Source organism: Streptomyces sp. NPDC101225 (genome assembly GCF_044767585.1).
In the GTDB taxonomy this organism is placed as follows: Bacteria; Actinomycetota; Actinomycetes; order Streptomycetales; family Streptomycetaceae; genus Streptomyces.
This window is the reverse complement of the sequence record NZ_JBIWOE010000001.1, coordinates 28,182-46,435: the sequence shown is the minus strand read 5'-3', so window position 1 is coordinate 46,435 and position 18,254 is coordinate 28,182. Positions and strand designations below refer to the sequence as shown.

General features: G+C 74.8%; 12 protein-coding genes. 3 read left to right on the top strand and 9 right to left on the bottom strand.

The genetic code is table 11. The features are described 5' to 3' along the window. Positions 1-12: 12 nt before the first annotated feature. Positions 13-1,989: a collagenase gene (locus ACIRPX_RS00165; RefSeq protein WP_404186982.1), complete on the bottom strand. Its 1,977-nt coding sequence runs from the start codon at positions 1,987-1,989 to the stop codon at positions 13-15. Between the two features lie 171 nt (positions 1,990-2,160). Next, positions 2,161-3,126, bottom strand: a complete 966-nt coding sequence (locus ACIRPX_RS00160; protein ID WP_404186981.1) for a LysR family transcriptional regulator — start codon at positions 3,124-3,126, stop codon at positions 2,161-2,163. A gap of 318 nt (positions 3,127-3,444) precedes the next feature. On the opposite strand from ACIRPX_RS00160, the gene ACIRPX_RS00155 reads away from it, so the two are divergent. Then, positions 3,445-4,623 carry an FAD-dependent oxidoreductase gene (locus ACIRPX_RS00155; RefSeq protein ID WP_404186980.1) on the top strand — a complete coding sequence of 393 codons (1,179 nt, stop codon included), beginning with the start codon at positions 3,445-3,447 and terminating at the stop codon, positions 4,621-4,623. A gap of 28 nt (positions 4,624-4,651) precedes the next feature. Here the strand turns inward: ACIRPX_RS00155 and ACIRPX_RS00150 are convergent, their stop codons facing one another. The 6 genes from ACIRPX_RS00150 to ACIRPX_RS00125 form a co-directional block, all read right to left on the bottom strand. Further along, complete coding sequence (locus ACIRPX_RS00150; RefSeq protein ID WP_404186979.1) at positions 4,652-5,920, bottom strand: hypothetical protein; 1,269 nt, start codon at positions 5,918-5,920, stop codon at positions 4,652-4,654. After that, a complete protein-coding gene (locus ACIRPX_RS00145; RefSeq protein ID WP_404187480.1) occupies positions 5,917-7,131 on the bottom strand; it encodes a glycosyltransferase in 1,215 nt (404 codons plus the stop codon). Before ACIRPX_RS00145 ends, ACIRPX_RS00150 begins: the two co-directional genes overlap by 4 nt. Positions 7,132-7,257: 126 nt before the next feature. Further along, complete coding sequence (locus ACIRPX_RS00140) at positions 7,258-7,773, bottom strand: hypothetical protein (protein ID WP_404186978.1); 516 nt, start codon at positions 7,771-7,773, stop codon at positions 7,258-7,260. A gap of 10 nt (positions 7,774-7,783) precedes the next feature. Next, a complete protein-coding gene (locus tag ACIRPX_RS00135) occupies positions 7,784-8,290 on the bottom strand; it encodes a SigE family RNA polymerase sigma factor (RefSeq protein ID WP_404186977.1) in 507 nt (168 codons plus the stop codon). Between the two features lie 109 nt (positions 8,291-8,399). Further along, entirely contained in the window at positions 8,400-9,878 is a 1,479-nt protein-coding gene (locus ACIRPX_RS00130; RefSeq protein WP_404186976.1) for a glutamate--cysteine ligase, read from the bottom strand. A gap of 141 nt (positions 9,879-10,019) precedes the next feature. Next, positions 10,020-12,011, bottom strand: a complete 1,992-nt coding sequence (locus ACIRPX_RS00125; protein ID WP_404186975.1) for a BTAD domain-containing putative transcriptional regulator — start codon at positions 12,009-12,011, stop codon at positions 10,020-10,022. A gap of 146 nt (positions 12,012-12,157) precedes the next feature. Here ACIRPX_RS00125 and ACIRPX_RS00120 point away from each other — a divergent pair, with 146 nt between their 5' ends. Together ACIRPX_RS00120 and ACIRPX_RS00115 are read left to right on the top strand one after the other, a co-directional pair. Then, on the top strand, positions 12,158-13,093 hold the full coding sequence (locus ACIRPX_RS00120) for an alpha/beta fold hydrolase (protein WP_404187479.1): 936 nt from the start codon (positions 12,158-12,160) through the stop codon (positions 13,091-13,093). A gap of 110 nt (positions 13,094-13,203) precedes the next feature. Continuing rightward, complete coding sequence (locus tag ACIRPX_RS00115; protein WP_404186974.1) at positions 13,204-14,223, top strand: LacI family DNA-binding transcriptional regulator; 1,020 nt, start codon at positions 13,204-13,206, stop codon at positions 14,221-14,223. Here ACIRPX_RS00115 and ACIRPX_RS00110 read toward each other — a convergent pair. Beyond that, positions 14,206-18,180, bottom strand: coding sequence for a glycosyl hydrolase (locus tag ACIRPX_RS00110; RefSeq protein WP_404186973.1), 3,975 nt, complete (start codon positions 18,178-18,180; stop codon positions 14,206-14,208). The genes ACIRPX_RS00115 and ACIRPX_RS00110 overlap by 18 nt on opposite strands. Positions 18,181-18,254 lie beyond the last annotated feature (74 nt).

Here is an 18,254-nt window from a genome sequence, read left to right as displayed (position 1 = left end):
CGGGTGCGCGGGTCAGGGCGTACGGGCCCCGGGGGCGCCGGGTGCGGCGCAGGCACCCGCGGCGCAGGCCGTGAGCCACCGGTCGAAGTCGGCGTCGTAGCGGGTGCCGATGCCGGTGGCGTAGACGGCGTGCCCGCCCGGGTAGTCGCCGACGCGGAAGCGCGCGAGCATGCGGCGGATGTCGGCGGGGTGCCGCTCGGCCATGTACCGGACCGCCAGATAGCCCCAGGGGTAGGTGCGGGTCACGTCGCTGTTGGCGTACGTGTTCCCGAACAGCGTGCTCAGCCGGTAGGTGTGCCTGCCCGCCTCCGTGACCGCCTGCTCGTCGGTGAGGCCGCGGTAGCCGTAGGAGACGTATTCGGCCAGGCCCTCGATCCACCACACGTCGGGCACCGACGTCTGCCGCGCGAAGTCGCCCTTCATGTCGTAGCGGGCGTCGAGCAGATGCGTGTATTCGTGGTTGAGGTTCCAGACCCGGGCCGGGAATCCGTCGTCGGCCGGCTTCTGGTACATGATCGACAGGGGCTGGTCGGCGGGGTCGGACGGGTCTCCCGTCAGGGTGATGCCGCCGTTGTCCGTGCTGACGCCGAAGATCGCCCCGGCGTAGGTCCGGTAGTCCGCGCGGCTGCCGAAGACGACGAGTTCGACGGTCGACAGGTACTGGCCCGGTATGGGGCCGTCGTCGCTGACCACGTGGTGGAAGTACGGGTCCTGGCCGCGCAGGGAGGTGCACACGGCGTCGAGGTCGGCGGGCGTGAGCGCCTGGGCCCGGACCGTGTGGCCCGCGTCGCAGGAGTGGGTGACCGGCAGGGCGGCGTCGGCCAGCCGGGTGGGCAGGTCGCAGATGCCGTAGTACGCGCACGCGGCGCGGTCGTAGGCGTCGGCCTGGGTGGCCACCGCCACCCACAGCCCGGCGGTGGGACCGGTGATCTCGGAGGCGTCCAGCAGTTGCCTGGCGAGGGGCCGGACCAGGTGGCGCAGGCCGGAGTGCTCGACGTAACGGGCCACGTTCATCCCGGCGTTGGTGTCCAGGTAGGCGCGGTCGGTGCCGAGCAGGTCCAGGTGCGCGAGCGCGAAGCCGTGCAGGGTGAGCACGACGCCCGGGTCGGCGGTGACCGCGCGGACGTAGGCGGGGTTCCAGTTGCCGCGCCACAGCGGGGTGTAGACGTCGTTGACCGCGGCGACCATGCTGTCCACGGCGTCGTAGGAGCTGTCGTAGGCGTCGAGCAGCCGCTGGTACACGCCCAGATAGCGGGCCTGCTGGTCGGCGCTGTCGGACAGGACGACGGCCTCGCCCAGGACGTCTCCGTTGGCCGCCGTGACATCGCCGGAGTGCCGGTTGGCGAAGAAGGCGTCCAGGCCGGACGTGGTCGCGCGGGCGAGGCGCGGACCGTACGGGCCGACGTCGCCGGGGTGGTTGAACCGCACGTAGTAGCCGGCCCGCAGGAACAGCACGAGCTGCCGGATGCCGTGGGAGCCGTCGCCCCGGTAACGCCGCGCCTGCCGGGCGAAGGCGGTCGCCACGGTGACCATCTGCGCCTCGCGGAAGGCGCCGCCGGCATCGGTGCCGGCCACGGCGAACAGGCTGCCGACGCAGGCGGTGGTGGAGGCCTCGACGAAGGTGACGAGGGCCGGGCCGGTCCGGCCCGCGAAGTCGGCCGGGGTGCAGGAGGCCGCTCTCGGAGCCTTTCCCCGTCCATGGTCGCCGCTGTGCACGGCAGTTGGCGTCGCGGGGCGGGCGGGCGGCAGCTGGGCGGCGGCGAGGGGGCGGTCCTGTACGGCCGGACGGCCGAGGGTGTCGGCGGCATCGGCGGCTTCGGTGGTCGCGCCGGTCGGTGGAGGCGTGGCCGGCCGGGACGCGGTCGTGGGGGTGGCGCCGGGCCGTGGCGGGGGTGCCGCCAACGCCGGCGTGGAGAGCAGGCCGGTGAGGGTGGCGCAGACGGCGAGGGCGGCGGACATGCGTCCGGGCGGCGTGAAGCGGTGGCGCATCGCTGGCTCCTTCACGGGGGATGCGCCTCGATGCGGGGAGGGTGAGGCGCGTGAGGCACCTTGTCAGCGGCGACCCGCGCCGACAATGGCATGTGACATAGCACTCCGCGGCGACCAGCCATAACACCGGCCGCGGCGCGGCCACCGCGCCGGCCGCGCCCCGGAGCGGGGCTACGCGCCGCCCCCGGCCCCGCGCCAGGTCCGTGTCACCCAGTCCCTCAAGTGCGGCGAGCGCCCGGCGAGTTCGCGGTAGGCGGCGCAGGCGCACTGGAAGAGCGTGTCCGCCACCTCACCGGCCACCGCGTCACGCCGCCAGGCCAGCACGTACCGGCACCACAGCGGCGTCCCGGCCAGTGGCCTGATCACCACCTCCGGGATCGGGCGCAGCGTCGCCTGGACGACGGACACCCCCAGCCCGTCGGCGATCATCCCCTGCAACTGCATCTGGTCACCGAGGAATTCGTGTACGGCGACGGGTGAGAACCCGGCGGTCTCGCACGCCGTGTGGAACACGCCGGGCCAGCCCGCCCCGTCGTCCGGCGTCAGGAACCAGGCCTCGTCGGCCAGTTCGGCCAGCGGGATCTGCGGGCGGTGGGCCAGCCGGTGGCGGGCCGGCAGCGCGACGAAGGTGGGTTCGGTGACGATGCCGCGGTGCGTCACCGCGCCGGAGTGGGCGAGTTCCCTGCCCGGGTAGTCGGCGGCGACGGCCGCGTCGACCGCGCCGTCCTCCAGGAGTTCGACGATGCGCGAGGAGGCGTAGACACTGCTCACGGCCAGGGCGACGTCCGGCAGCCGGGCCCGGACCCGGGCGACCATGCCGGACAGCACCGGGGAGTTGGTGGCCGCCACCCGCACGGTTCTGCGCGCTCTCGCGCCGTCCGCGGACGGCCGGTGGCCGATCGCGGCGGCGCGGGTCAGGACGTCGCGCGCCTGGGCCACGACGTCGACGCAGTACGGCGTCGGCCTCACTCCCGTCCTGCCGCGCTCGAACAGCGGCTCGCCGAAATGGCGCTCGATCCGCCGCAGTTGGCTGCTCACGGCGGGTTGCGAATACCCCAGGTCCGCGGCGGCCCGGCCCACGCTTCCCGCGTCGGCGATCGCGCACAGCACCCGCAGATGCCGGAGCTCCAGCTCCATCCGCCCGCTCCCCCGCCGCCGTCGCGCCCCACGCCGGGCCCGTGTCCTTGCGCGGCCCTGGTCACGGCCGGCGGAAGGGAAGCGTTCCAGCGGGCCGGGGCGCGCGCAAGACGCCGGTCGGCCACTGCGGCACCGGCTCGCCGGCAGGGTGACGCAGGGGTCGAAGGTGGCCGGAAAGACCTTGTCCGGCAACGGAGTTGCGCTCGGTACCCTGTGGCCACCGGGCGAGGCCCGCCAGGGCCTGCCGTGAACGTCCCGTGCCCGCCGGGCGGACGGCGGGAGGTTCGCATCCCCCGTCCGTCGAAGTGAGGTCGTGCCGTGCGAGCGATCGTGGTGGGGGCGGGCATCGCAGGACTCGCCGCGGCTCTGAGCCTGCGCCGCGCCGGCCACGAGGTGACCGTGGTCGAGCAGGCACCGCGGCTCACGGAACTGGGCGCCGGGATCCAGCTCGCGCCGAACGCCACCCGCGAACTGCGCCGGCTGGGCCTGCTCGGCGCCGTCGCCGCACGGTCCGCCCACCCGGCCGGGGTGAGCTTCCGCACCTGGTCCGACGGGGCGGAGATCTGCGGCTACGCGCTGGGCCGCGAGGTCGAGGAGGAGTTCGGGGCGCCCTATCTGCAGATCCACCGGGCCGATCTGCGCGACGCCCTGGCCGCGGCGGTGCCGGCCGCGTCGGTGCGGCTGGACAGCCCTGTGGTGGGGATCGACCAGGACGAGACGTCCGCCCGGGTGCGGACGGCGGGCGGCGGGAGCCTGGTGGCGGACCTGGTCGTCGCCGCGGACGGCATCCGGTCCACGGCCCGCCAGTGGCTCTTCGGCCCGGACGAGGCGGTGTTCTCGCGGACCGCCGCCTACCGGGCGCTGCTGCCGGCCGGTGAGGTGGCGGATCTGGGCCTGCCGGACACCGGGATCTGGCTCGGCCCCGGCCGGCACTTCGTCCACTACTGGCTGCGCGGCGGTGAACTCCTCAACGTCGTCGCCGTGTTCGGTACGGACGCCGCGCAGGAGTCCTGGACCGCACGGGCCGAACCCGGGGAGCCGCTGCGCGCGTTCGACGGCTGGGACCCGCGCGTCCTCAGCGTCCTGGAACGCGCGGGCCGGGTCCTCCGCTACGGCATCCACACCCGCACCCCGCTCACCCGGTGGCACGTCGGACGGGTGACCCTGCTGGGGGACAGCGCGCACGCGATGGTGCCCTTCCAGGCCCAGGGCGCGGCGCAGGCGGTTCTGGACGCCGCCGTCCTCGGCCACTGCCTCGCGGACGCGACGGCGGACGACGTGCCCGCCGCGCTCGGCCGGTACGAGCGCCGGCGTCTGCCGCGCGCCACCAGCATGCAGGCCGCGTCCGCGCGGGCCGGCGAGGAGTTCCACCTGCCGGACGGGCCCGGGGCACGCGAGCGCAACGCCCGGATGGCGGCGCATGCGGCCGAGCACCGGTTCATGCCGGTGGCGGCCGCGTGGGGCGTCGACGTCCTCGACGAGCGGCCGGGACCGTGAACTCCGTCGCGGGAAGCGGCCACACGCGCTAGGGGACGCCCAGCTCGAAGAGCACGTACCCCGCGTACGAGCCCGACGCCACCGCCGTGACGGCGAGCAGTCCGCACAACAGCGGAAGCCCGACCGTGCGCAGGCGGACGGCGAGCGGGACGAACAGGGGGAAGGCGGGCAGCAGGTAGCGGGAGACGTTGCCGAAGATCTGCTGGCTGCCGAGGACCAGGACGAAGGTGAGGACCGTGTAGACGGTCAGCACACAGGGTGGGCGCAGCCGGATCAGGAGCGGGATCAGCAGCAGGCCCAGCAGTACGGTCAGCGCGCCGACGAGGTCCTCGACCGGGCACGGGAAGAGGTAGTCGGTGCGGCCCACGGCGAGCGACGTGAACACGTCGAGCGTCTGTCCGCCGTAGTCGAAGGTGTGGGCCCAGGCGCCCTTCTGGAGTCTGAAGTACCCGGTGAGGTCGCCCATCCGGTCGCCGACCCAGAGGAGGTAGCCGGCCAGACCGAGCGGCGCGACGAGGATCGCGGTCACCGGCCGGGCGGTGTCCCCCTGCCGTCGGTGCAGCGTCCGCAGGGCGGCGACGGTGAGGGCGGCGACGAGCGCGAGCGCGGTGGGGCGGCCGAGTCCCGCGGCGAAGGTGAGCACGCCCGCGGTCAGCCAGCGGTCGGTCAGTACGGCGTGGCAGGCCCAGACGGCGAGAGCGACGTAGAGGGACTCCGAGTAGCCGGACCACTCGGTTCCGGAACCGGGCCAGACCGCCCACAGCCCGGCCGCGGCGAGCCCCGCGCGCCGGCCGCCGAACCGGGCGGCGACGGCGTGGACGCCGAGTGCGGCGGCGAACGAGGCGAGGATCGAGACCAGCAGTCCGGCGCCGTAGAGGCCGAGGCCGGTGCAGTCGGAGACCAGCCGCATCGCCGCCGGGTAGAGCGGGAAGAACGCGGCCGAGTTGCCCTCCAGGGTGATCAGGCCGGAGGCGCCGGGAATCCGGACGAGGGCGGGATCGTAGCCGTGGGCGGCGATCTGCTGGTACCACCAGCCGTCCCAGCTGGCCAGCACGTCCCAGGCGTGGGCGCCGCCGCCGAAGCGCGGGTCCTTCCGGCGGAACTCCCCGGTGGAGTGCAGCAGTTGCAGGAAGACGGTGAAGCCGATGAGCTTGAGGACGCCGTACATGGCCAGCACGGGGCCGTGGTGCGAAAGAGCGCGGCGGACCTCCGCGGCAAGGCCGGGGAGGCGGTCCCTGCCGGTGCGCAGCAGCGCGCGGGCGCCGGGGCGAGGGGCCGGGTTCAGGGTGTCGTTCATGCGGCCGGGGATCCCGGCGCCGGGCGGCGGGCGGCGAACACCCAGGCGTGCAGCAGCACGAAGCGCAGGAGGGTCGTGGCCAGGTTGGCGGCGACGAGCACCGCGATCTCGGTGGAGCGGGCCGCAGCGGGGGCCAGCCGGTGCAGCACGGCGAGCGATCCGCCGGTCAGGGCCAGGCCGACGCCGAAGACCAGCAGGCCCTTGGCGTGGTGGCGCAGCACCCCGCCGCGGCCGCGCAGCCCGAAGGTGAGGCGCCGGTTGGCGGCCGTGTTGGCGACGGCGCACAGCAGCAGCGCGCCGGCGTTGGCGGCCTGGCCGCCGGCCGCGGGGCGCAGCGCGGCGTACAGCAGTACGTGTCCGACGGTGCTGACGGCTCCCACCGCGCCGAAGCGCAGCAGCCGGCCGGCCGGACCGCTCGGCGGCCCGTCGTCGCGGCGCAGTGCGGCCGTCGGCAGTGCGCCGCGGGCCAGCGCGCGGCCGATCCTGGCGATGCCGCACAGGTCGGCCACGGCGGTGGAGAGGATGTCGACCCGGCTGTCGGGGTCGTCGACCCAGTCGACCGGCACCTCGTGGATGCGCAGTCCGGCCCGCTCGGCGATCACCAGCAGCTCCGTGTCGAAGAACCACCCGGAGTCCTGCACCAGGGGCAGCAGCCGTTCGGCGACGTCGCGGCGCACCGCCTTGAAGCCGCACTGCGCGTCGGTGAATCCCACCGCGAGCGTGGAGCGCAACAGCGCGTTGTAGCAACGGGAGATGACCTCCCGCCGAGGTCCGCGCACCACCCGGGAGCCGCGGGCCAGCCGGGTGCCGATGGCGATGTCGGAGTGCCCGGAGATCAGCGGCGCGACCAGCGGCAGCAGCGCGGCCAGGTCGGTGGAGAGGTCCACGTCCAGATACGCGAGCACCGGTGCCCGCGAGCCCGACCACGCGGCGTGCAGCGCCCGGCCCCGTCCCTTCGCGGCCAGCCGCAGCCACTCCGTCTCGGGCAGTTCGGCGGCCAGTCGTGCCGCGATCCGCGGGGTCGCGTCGGTGCTGGCGTTGTCCGCGACGGTGATCCGGAAGGGGTACGGGAACGTCTCGCGCAGATGCCCGTGCAGCCGCCGTACGCACCGCTCCAGGTCCCTCTGCTCGTTGAACACGGGCACGACCACGTCCAGGACGGGCTCTCGCTGGTGCGCGGACAGCGGCGTACGGAGCGGGAGGTGGTCCATCAGATCTGTCACGTTCCATCCCGGTTCAGGTTCTGGCGTGGGGCATGCCGAGGGCACGCACGGCGGTGCCGCGGTGCGGCTGGCGAAGGAGGGTTGAGGAAGGGGGAGACGAACGGGTGGGGGGCGCTACCCGGAGTCCGCCGAGCCCGTCGCGGACGCCCGCACCGTCGACGGCGTGCCCGTGGGCGTCTGCGGTGCGGTGGGCGTCCCGGTGGCACCGGGCAGGGCCGTTTGCGTCCGGCTGGGAGGCGGGGCGAAGACCGACGCGTCCGAGGTGCCGGTAGGCGTCGGTGTCGTGGTGGGGGTGGCGGGCGGCCCGGTGGTCCCGGTGGGGCTCGCGGTCGCGGTCGCGCTCGGGGGCGCCGCCGTGTCCGTCGGCCTCGGGCTGGGGGACACCGGGCTCGTCGCGGGCCGCGGATGCGGCGCCTGCGGCCCGCTGCCGCCCGGTCCGTGGGGCAGCATGAAGAAGCCGAGGCCCAGTCCGGCGGCGGCCAGGAACGAACCGGCCGCCTTCCGCGCGGTGCGGACCCGGCGGCGCGCCCGCACGCCGGCCCGCAGCCGCGCGCCGTCCTCCGCCTCGAAGGGGGTGTACTCCTGGGAGTCGCGCATCATCCGCGCCAGCTCCCGCTCGAAGTGCTCCATCGGCTCCCCTTCACCCCACCGGCTCGATGACGTCGGACAGGATGCGGCGCAGCCGGGCCACGCCGCGCGAGGCGTGCGAGCGGGCCGTGCCCACGGGGCATCCGAGCACCTCGGCGACCTGCCTCTCGGGCAGGTCCTGGTAGTACCGCAGCACCACCGCGGCCCGCTGCCGCGGCGGCAGTTGGGCCAGCGCGGACTCCAGCCGCGAGCGCTCCGCCACGCAGGCGGACACATCGCCGGCGGCGGGCAGGTCCGGCAGCTGCTCGACCGGGCGCTCGCCCCACCAGCGCCGCCGTGCCGAGCGCGCCGCGGCCCGCGCCAGCACCTTGCGCACATAGGCCTCGGGTGCCTCGTCGGCGATCTTGGGCCAGACGAACCAGAGCTTGACCAGGGCTTCCTGAAGCAGATCCTCGGCCCGGTGCCGATCGCCACCCACGAGCAGACGGGCGAGGTGGAACAGCGCAGACCAGCGAGCCGCCACGAACCCGTCGAACCCCTCGGCCCGACTCTGTTCCACACGCACCGTCCCTGTTCCGGCCAGCCCCCTACACCCAGGGAAAGACGTTGGGCACCCCGCCACGATGCACTTCGTCCGTGTGATCCGGGTTACACCGGACGGCGGCAGGTCAGTCCACGGGCCAGGTGTGCGCGGGCGCGTTGAGATGCATGTAGTCCATGTACGTCCTGGTCATCTGCCGCAGCGCCTCCCGGCGGTCGGAGGTGACGGACTTCTCCAGGTGGTGGACGGTCTCGGCCTGCCACAGGGCGCCGTTGCGGGCGGTGACGCAGCGCTGCTCGACGATGCCCAGCAGGGGTTCGCGCCAGGCCGCGTCCATGCCGGCCAGTTCGAGTCCTCGGTGGGCCTCGGGCAGCAGCCGTCGCAGCACCAGTTCGGTGACCGGCACTTCGCCGCTGCCGGGCCAGTACAGCCGGGCGTCGATTCCGTCGCGGGCCGCGGCGTGCAGGTTCTCCTCGGCGACCGCGAAGGACATCCGCGTCCACACCGGCCGGTCGTCGTCGACCAGGGCGCGTGTCAGGCCGTAGTAGAAGGCGCCGTTGGCGATGATGTCGGCCACGGTGGGTCCGGCGGGCAGCACGCGGTTCTCGATGCGCAGGTGCGGTCCGCTGTCGGTGACGGCGTAGACGGGCCGGTTCCAGCGGTAGATCGTGCCGTTGTGCAGGGTCAGTTCGGCGAGGTCCGGAACGCCGCCGGCGTCGAGCGTGCGCTGCGGGTCCTCGTCGTCGCACAGCGGCAGCAGCGCCGGGAAGTAGCGCACGTTCTCCTCGAACAGGTCGAAGACGCTGGTGATCCACCGCTCCCCGAACCAGACGCGGGGCCGTACGCCCTGGGCCTTGATCTCCTGCGGCCGGGTGTCGGTGGCCTGCTCGAAGAGGGGGACACGGGTCTCCCGCCACAGCTCCCTGCCGAACAGGAAGGGGGAGTTGGCGGCCAGGGCGACCTGGACGCCCGCGACGGCCTGGGCCGCGTTCCAGTAGTCCGCGAACTCCTTCGGCGCGACCTGGAGATGGAACTGGGTGCTGGTGCAGGCGGCCTCCGGGGTGATGGCGTCGGCGTACATCGACAGGTGCTCCACGCCGTCCACCCGGATACGCAGGTCCTCGCCGCGTGCCGCGAAGATCTGCTCGTTGAGCAGCCGGTAGCGCGGATCGCCGGACAGGGCGGTCTCCCCCACGTCGTCCTCGCCGAGGGTCGGCAGGATGCCGATCATGATCATGTGGGCGCCCAGGGACGCCGCGCGTTCCTCGGCGTGGTTGAGGGCGTCGCGGATCTCCTGCTCCCAGGCGCCGGGTCCGCCCGCGGTCAGCCGCCGGGGCGGGATGTTGATCTCCAGGTTGAAGCGGCCCAGCTCGCTCGACCAGGCCGGGTCGGCGATCGCCTGGAGAACCTCGGTGTTGCGCATCGCCGGCCGTCCGTCGGCGTCGACCAGGTTGAGCTCGATCTCCAGCCCCACCTGCGGGCGCTCGCTCTCGAAGCCGGACTCGCGCAGCATCTGCGCCAGCACGTCGAGACACGTGTGCATCTTGTCCCGGTACCGACGGCGGTCCTCGCGCGTGAACACCAGGGCGGGTACGTCACGTCCCATGGGGCCCTCCCGAGTCCCCTCGGCGGATACCTCTCGTCCCAGAGTCGCACTTCGCACGGTTCCCGCACAGGTGTCGAGCCCCCGGGTGACCCCGCGCCGCCGGGCGGGCGGCGCGCCGATGACAGGGTGCGAGCGCGTCCGCTACGCGGAGTGAGCGGCCGCCTCCAGTGCCGTGAGCCAGCGGTCCACCGGGCCGAGGCTGAGCAGTCCGCTGCCCGCTCCCGCGAGTTCACCCGCGGCGGGGGCCAGGCGGCTGTGCAGCAGCGCGGACGTCGTGCGGTCGCCGAGTTCCATGGCGACCGCCGCCTGAAGGCAGCACAGTGCCTCCTGGAGGAGGTCGGCGGGCGGTTCGGGTGCGGCGCGCAGCAGGTCCGCCGCGTCCTTGCGGGCGCCGGCGCGCAGCCGGACGTAGGGCTCGATCCACGGGCGGTACGGGCCCCAGTCGTCGTCCGGGTCGACGTGTTCGGCCGCCTGCAGCGCCGATGTGCGCCCGTCCGCCAGGCGCAGGCAGAGCCGGGTGAGGGGGACGAGACCACGCTCCAGGCCCGGCATGCCGCAGCCCCGCAGCCGCCGCGCGGCGGCCTCGTAGGCGGCCCCGGCCTCGGGGGCCCGTCCGGCGGCGGCGAGCCGCAGCGCGCCGTACCACCGGGTGAAGACGCCGACCAGCGGACGCTCGTGGCGCTCGGCCAGCCGGTCCGCGGCGGCGGCGTGCCCGTCCGCCGCCGGGAAGTCGCCGAGCGCGCCGCGGGCCTGCATGCGGACGAGCCGGCCCAGCACCTCGAAGTTCTCCAGGCCGTGCCGTGCGGCCAGGTCGACCAGCCGCGCGCCGATGGCATCGCGCCGCGCCGCGAGCCCCGCGCGGGTGCAGGACTGCATGAACGCGCCGTTGAGGGCGAACGCCAGCAGCGTGGGGTCGTCCAGGCTGCGGGCGATGCCCTCCGCCTCGCGAGCGGCCTGCGGACCCCGCGGGGAGCGGGTGCCACGCGTCTCCATCGCGACCGTGGCCAGCAGCCGGCCGCGCGCCGCCGCGTGCGGACCGGCCTCCGGCAGGGCGGCCAGGGTGCGCTCGGCGGCCGCCACGATCTGCCGCGCCTGGTCGGGGTCGTCGCCGCGGGTCCAGATCGCGGGAACGTCGTAGGCACCGATCACCCGGGCGGTCAGGACCGGGTCCCCGAACTCCTCCGCCGCGGTGACGGCCGCGAGGCGGTGCTCCTGGGCCGCCCGCAGGCCGCCGCCTCCGGTCACCGCGAGGGTGCGGACCAGCTGGACGGTGGACTCCAGCCGGGCCCGGGCACCCGCCGCGACCGCGCGGTCGTAGTCCGCCGCCACCCGGGTCCACAGGCGGGCCGCCGTGCCCGACGGTCCGGCCGGGCCGGACAGGCGCGGTTCCTGCGTGAGGATGTCCGTCTCCAGGCGCCGCAGCGCGGGCCCGGGATCCACGCCCAGCTCCTCGGCCAGCAGGGTCCGGGCCCGGCGCAGCACGGCCAGCGCGTCCGCCTGGCGGCCGGTGCGGTACAGCGCGAGGGCCAGCAGCCGCCAGCCCTCCTCACGCCAGGGGTGCTCGGCCACATGGGCGTGCAGGCCGGCCACGGCCTCGGCCGCCGGGCCCAGGTCCAGCCGGGCGCGGGCCCGTTGCTCCACCGCGCCCAGCCGCAGTTCGGCCAGCCGGGACCGCTCGGCCCGGGCCCAGTCCTCGCGGGTGAACCCGGCGTAGGCGGGACCACGCCACAACTCCATTGCCTCGTCCAGCCGTTGGAGCGCCCGCCCGGCCGGCAGCCCGGCCGCGTCGGTGATGGCCGCCTCGAACCGCCAGGCGTCCACGGCGTCCGGCGCGGCCCGCAAGGCGTACCCGGGGCCCTCCGTCACCAGCAGCCGGGCCGGCGCGCGGGGCGGCCGGTCCGGCTCCAGGGCGCGGCGCAGATCGGCGACGAAGGTCTGCACGGCCCCGGCGGAGCCCGCTCCGGGCTCGTCCCACAGGTCCGCGACGAGCCGGGCGACCGGCACCATGCGCCGGCGCGCCGTGATCAGCCGGGCCAGCACCGCCCGGTGCCGCGGGCCCTTCAGCGCCAGCGCCCCGCCGGCGCCGTCCCAGGCCGTCACCGGCCCGAGCACACCGAAGGTGATCGGCTCCATCCCCGCCTCCCGCGCCTGCCTCACCCGCCACAGTACGTGCTGATCGGATGCTGATCCGTGCGCGGGAGGCTCGTCGTGTCCGCCCGCCGGCGGGCTCCCCTCCGCACCGACGAAAGCAGCCCACCGTGACGATCGACCCGCACGCCGTGACACCGCCCGCACCCGACGTGGCCGCCGCCGCACCTGCCGCGCCGCCCACGGGCGCGGCCCCCGCCATTCCCGGTTTCGACCGGCGCCGCGTCCGGGTGGCCGACGGGGTCGCGCTGCACGCCGCCGTCGGCGGCGCGGGCAGCCCGGTCGTGCTGCTGCACGGCTTCCCGCAGACCCACCTGATGTGGCGGCACGTCGCCGCCGACCTCGCGGCCGACCACACCGTGATCTGCCCGGACCTGCGCGGCTATGGCGCCAGCGACAAGCCGGCCGACACCGACGGGACCGTCTACGGCAAGCGCGCCATGGCCGCCGACGTCGTGGAACTGGCCCGCGCGCTCGGGCACGAGCGGTTCGCGCTGGCCGGGCACGACCGCGGAGCCCTGGTCGCCTTCCGCGCCGGGCTCGACCATCCAGCCGCCGTCACCCACCTGGCCTGCCTCGACGTGCTCCCGACTTCGGACATGTGGCAGGTGATGCACGGCGTGGACGCGGCGGTGGGTTTCCACCTCTATCTGATGGCTCAGCCGCCGGGCCTGCCGGAGCGGATGATCGCCGCCGAACCGGATCTCTTCTTCGGCCACTTCCTGGATCTGTGGGGCGGCGACCGCGCGACCATCCCGGACTCCGTGCGCACCGCGTACCTGGACGCCTGCCGCGCCGCCGTGCCGTCGATCGTCGCCGACTACCGCGCCTCGGCCCGGATCGACCTGAAGCACGACCGGGCCGACCGGGCGGCGGGCCACGTGCTGACGATGCCGGTGACCGTGCTCCAGCAGGACTGGGGCGCCGCCCTCGGCTTCGACGCCCGCGAGCTGTGGTCGGCGTGGGCGCCGCGGCTGGACCACCGCACCGTCGGCCTCGGCCACTTCATGGCCGAGGAGGCACCCGAGCAGGTCGCCGGCGAACTCCGGAAGCTGCTCGCGCGCTGAGCCCGGTCCCGGGCACGACGGCGTAAAACGTTACAGGCACCACCGGGGTAGACTGACCTCGCCTTTGAGGACCACGTCGTGCCAGGTCGCACGGCCGCCACAGCGAGGGGGTGGACGCCATTCCGGCTCGCCCCGCCCGCATCCAGGACGTCGCGGCCGCCGCCGGCGTCTCGGTGTCGACGGTCTCGAACGTGCTCAACCGCCCCGAGCGCGTCAACGCGCGCACTGCCGAGCGGGTCCGCGACGCGGTCGCGGCACTCGACTACGTGCCGCATCCGGGCGCCGCCGGCCTGCGCACCGGGCACTCGTCGTCGATCGGCCTGGTCCTGCCCGACGTCACCAACTCCTTCTACGCGCGCATCGCCAGGGGTGCCGCCGACGCGGCCTACGACCACGGCTACGCGCTCGTGCTGTGCCACAGCGGGGACGCGCCGGAGCGCGAGCAGGGCTACTTCACCATGCTGGCCGAGCAGCGGGCGGTCGGCGCCGTGGTCGTCCCGCTCAGCGCCGACCCCACCCGGCTGTCCCGGCTGCGCGAGCGCGGCATCCCGCTGGTGCTGGCGGACCGCGCGATGCCGGCCCAGGACGGCTGCTCCGTCTCCGTCGACGACATCGGCGGCGGCCGGATGGCCGTGCAGCACCTGCTGGACTGCGGGGCGCGCGACATCCTCGTGGTGAACGGCGAACGTTCGATACGGCAGTGCGCCGACCGCTACCAGGGCGCCCGTCAGGCCGTGCGCAGCCGGCGCACCGCGCGGCTGGGCCAGCTGGTCGCCGAGGAGATGACGGTGGCGTACGGACTGGAGATCGCCCGCGGTCTGGCGAGCCTGCCCGACGGGGTGTTCTGCACCAACGACTTCCTCGCCGCCGGGCTGTGCCGCGGTCTGGCCGAGCGCGAGGTGAAGGTCCCCGAGGACGTGCAGGTGGTGGGCTACGGCGACCTGGACATCGCGAGCTTCGTCGGCACGACCCTCACCACGGTCCGCCAGCCCGTCGAGGACCTCGGCAGGGCCGCCGTGGAGATGCTGCTCGACGAGGTGGAGGCCCGCGCCGAACACACCCATGAGACAAGGGTGTTCGCGCCCGACCTGGTCCTGCGGGACTCCACCCGGTCAGTGCCCGGCGTCTGAGTCCCGCACCTGGAGCGTCACCGGCCCCAGCAGCCCGGCGCCCCGCTCGGAGGGGAACGCCCAGGCGGTCGGGGTGGCTTCGGCCAGGTACGGGGCCAGGGTGCCGTGCACGGTCACCTCGATCCGCACGGTGCGCCCGGCGGCGCCCGGCAGCCCGAAGCGGTACGGGGCACAGAACGCCTCGCCGGCCGGTGCGCCGTCGACGGTGACCGCGACGCTGCCGTGCACCCGTCCCAGGTCGAGCACGGGGTCCGGACCGTCGGGCACCTCCACCTCGCGGGCGTAGGCGACGCCTCCGCTCCAGCTGCCCAGTCCCAGCGACCGCCACTCCCCCAGCGGCAGCGGCGCGGGGACGGTACGGACGCGCACGGGTCCGCGCCAGGCGCAGCCACCGCGCAGGACGGCCGTGGGCGCGGTGACGACCTCGATCTCCGTCGGCCGCGCCAGAGGGTGACGAAGCGTCAGTACCGCTGCGTCGAGCGGCTGTTCGGCGCCCTCGGCGATCCTCGCCCGGGCCGGCAGCTCCAGCGGCAGGTCGAGGGCGCAGGTGCCGGGCGGCACGGTGAAGCGGAAACGCTGCCCGCGCTCGCGGACGTCGTCGGTGGAGCGCAGCGGCAGGACGGGGGCGCCCAGCGCCGGGGCGCCGGCGAGCCACGCCGCGTCCGGCAGCGGGTGCGGCCGTACGGCGGCGTGGCAGTGCTGCAACTCCCCCCACCTGCCCTCGTGTTCGACGGTACGGCCGCGCCACTGCCCCGTCGCGGCCTCCCAGCCCGCCCCGCTGACGAGCGCGCTCGTCCGGGACTCCGCGAAGGCCACGAGGTCGACGTACACCGCGTCCCGTGCGCGGGCGCTGTCGGCCACGACGTCGAGCACGTGCTCGCCCGCCGCCAGGGCCAGTTCGTGCCGGAAGAACATCGGCACCGCGCCCCAGTCGGACTCGTAGTACTCGGCCTTCTCCTGCCGTGCCACGACGGTGCCGTCCAGCAGCACGGTGAGCCCGGCCGCGGCACCGACCACGAGCACCGCCCGCGCGTCCCCGTCCGCCACGCCCAGCCGGCCCCGGTAGGTCACGCCGCCGTCCGCCCGTACGCCGCCGGGCAGACACATGAACCGGGGGCGCGGCTCGAACCCCTCCGGGAGGGTCAGGCAGAAGAAGCTGCCCAGTGGGGCACGGGACTTGGCCGAGATGGCGCGCGGGCGGTCCTCGGCGTCGGACAGCTCGTACTCCAGGACGTTGTACCGCTGCTCCACCTCGATCCGGGCGGTCGCCAGGTAGCCGGTGCCGGTGGTGTGCCGCTCGCCGTTCCACCACACACGCTTGGCCGCCTCGGCGCCGACGTGCAGGTCGGCGGGTCCGCGGTGGCCGGTCTCGACGACGGCGCGGACCCGGGCGACGGTGCCGGGGCCCGGCACCGGGACCCGGACGAACTCCTCCGGCACCAGGCCCTTGTTGCCGAGCAGCCCTTCGGGGTCCGGGGTGCCGCGGCTCGACGAGAACAGCGCCACGGTCCAGCCCTCGTCCCAGGGGGTCAGGGGCAGCTCCCCGGCCAGGACGCGTGCGGCGGACGCGCGGTCCAGCGGTTTCGGGGCCTTCGCGGCGGGCAGCGGAGACAGGACGCGCACCCGGTTGCCGTAGGTCGCGCGTGTCTGCTGCCAGCCGGCGTCGGGTGCGCCGGACTCGGTCCAGCGCATGGTCCAGATCTGCGGCTCGTCGACGGACGTTCCGGCGGGCAGCGCGAGGTCCCCCCAGGTGTTGTCCATGGTGGGTACCAGGCGGCCCTCCCAGCCGGCCGACAGGTCGACCGTGCGGGCCGGTTCGGTGACGGGGGCCGGCGGCGGGGGCGGCGGGGTGCCTTCGCGCCAGACGAGAAGGGCGGCGGGGGCCCCGTCCAGCGGCACCTCGACGGTCGACACGCCGTCGGCGACGGTGACGGCGGCGGGGCGCCGGGTGCCGGTCGCCGGGTTCCAGACCTCGGCCTCGGCCACCGGGGCGCGCACGGTGACGGACCGGGTGCGGGCGTAGCGCGCGGGGTCGACGGCGTGGCGGCCCCTGGGCGGATGGGTACGGGCGTCGGGGAAGGCGCCCGTGACCAGGGCGATCGCCGACTCGCCCTGCCGCCTGACGAGGAGCGGCACGTCGCCGGTCGCGTATCCGGCGGCGCCGGCCACGGCGCGTGCCGCGGCCTCGGCGGCGCTCACCCGCTCCAGCCTCGGGTGCGCGCTCAGCACCGCCACGACACGGTCGTCTCCGGCGCGTCCGGCAGCGGTCGTGGGCGGCCGGCCCACCGCCAGCACCCGTCCGCCCGCGTCGAGCAGTTCGGTCAGCCGGCGTGCCGTGCCCTCCTCCAGGACGCCCGCCGCGGGCAGCACTACGGCGGTGTAGGCCGCCGGCCCGATCCGGAGGGCGCCTTCGGCGGCCGTGCCGCGCTGCACCGAGGCGTCGTCGACGATGTCGAAGCAGACGCCGTGCCGGTCCAGGGAACCGGCGTGCGGCCGCAGCCAGTTGTTGGTGCCGCACAGGTCCAGGTAGTGCCGCTGCGTCTCGTCGACGTCGGCGTGGGCCTCACCGAGGCGGCCGTCGCCGAAGTGCCGGACGGGGGCGTCCAGCGGGATGAGGGCCTGCATGGTGGCGGTGGGGTGCAGGACCGCCACGTCGGCGCTGTAGGTGCCCCAGGACATCAGGGAGCAGATCCGGGCGACGGCGCGGGAGAAGGCCGGGTACTGCCGCCAGTAGGGCTGACGCCAGTCGGTGGAGGGCGGCGCCCACTCGAACCAGCCGCCCGCGGTGCCGAAGTAACTGGCGTGCGGGTTGTAGAGGTTGGCGCCGCTGCGCAGGAACGGCAGCAGCCAGTCGTAGGTGTCCTCCAGGGTGCCGCCCCAGCCGGAGGAGTGGAACGCCTCGATCCAGACCCGCTCGTGCCCGTAGAGATGGGCCATGGAGGAGTGGACCTTGGAGTCGCCGTGATGGTCGCTGCCCGCGGCTCCGTACCAGCGGTGGGTGCGGAAGTAGTCGGAGTAGATCTGGGTGGACTGGGCCGGGAAGCCCGAGCGCGCGGGGTGGCTCTGGTCGCAGCCCAGGAGCATGCCGCGCTCCTCGTGCCAGGCGGCGAGGGGCTGGAACAGGGCCTCTTCGGTGAGTTCGGCGCGGACCGCGTGGTAGTCGGCGCGGATCCCGGCCGCCCGCGCGTCGTCCGCGCTCCCGCGGGACGCGTGGAACAGGGCGGGCAGATGGTCCAGCAGGTCATAGCCGCGACGGGCGCGGAAGGCGTCCAGGAAGCCGCGGCCGAAGGCGTTGGTGCCGGGCAGTTCGTCCTGGAAGCTGCCGGCGACGACGGTGCCGAGGTGGTCGGGGACGCGGCGGTCGAACTCGTGGTGGACGGTGTCCATCAGCAGGCCGACGGCTTGCGGGTCCAGGTAGTCGAAGGCCGTGGGGACGGCGGTGACGAGCTCGACCTCGCTGCCGTCGGCCGCCTCGATCCGCGTACCGCCGGCGGGCAGGCGCCGGCCCTCCGTGGTGTACGCGCCCACGAGGGTCTCCGAACCGCCCAGCCGGGCGGTGCCGTTGGCGATCGTCGCCCTGCGGAAGCGCAGGGCGAGCCCGGTGGCCTCGGGGTGACGGCGGGTGACGGCGCCCTGGACGTTGGCGCCGGAGAAACCGATCTGGTCGTAGAACCACAGACGGGTGCCCAGGTCCCGGGCGATCTCGCAGGCGTCGGTGAAGCGTGCCCACCACTCCTCGCCGAACCAGGCCGGTTCGTCGGCCCGGGCGCCGAAACCCGGTCCGGCGGGCGCCAGGTTGATCACGACGAGGTTGTGGACGCCGCCCTCGGCGAACCGGCGCATCTGCCAGGCGATCCGCTCGCGGGTGACGCGCGCACCCGACCACCACCACAGCGGGGTGGGGCCGAAGTCCCGAGGCGGGTCGTCGAACAGCTGCTGCAGCGCGGAGGAGATCACGATTACGGCCCTTCCGAGTACGGCTGAGGCACCCTCACGGATCAAAAACGTTTTACACACGCCAGGTCTTCGAC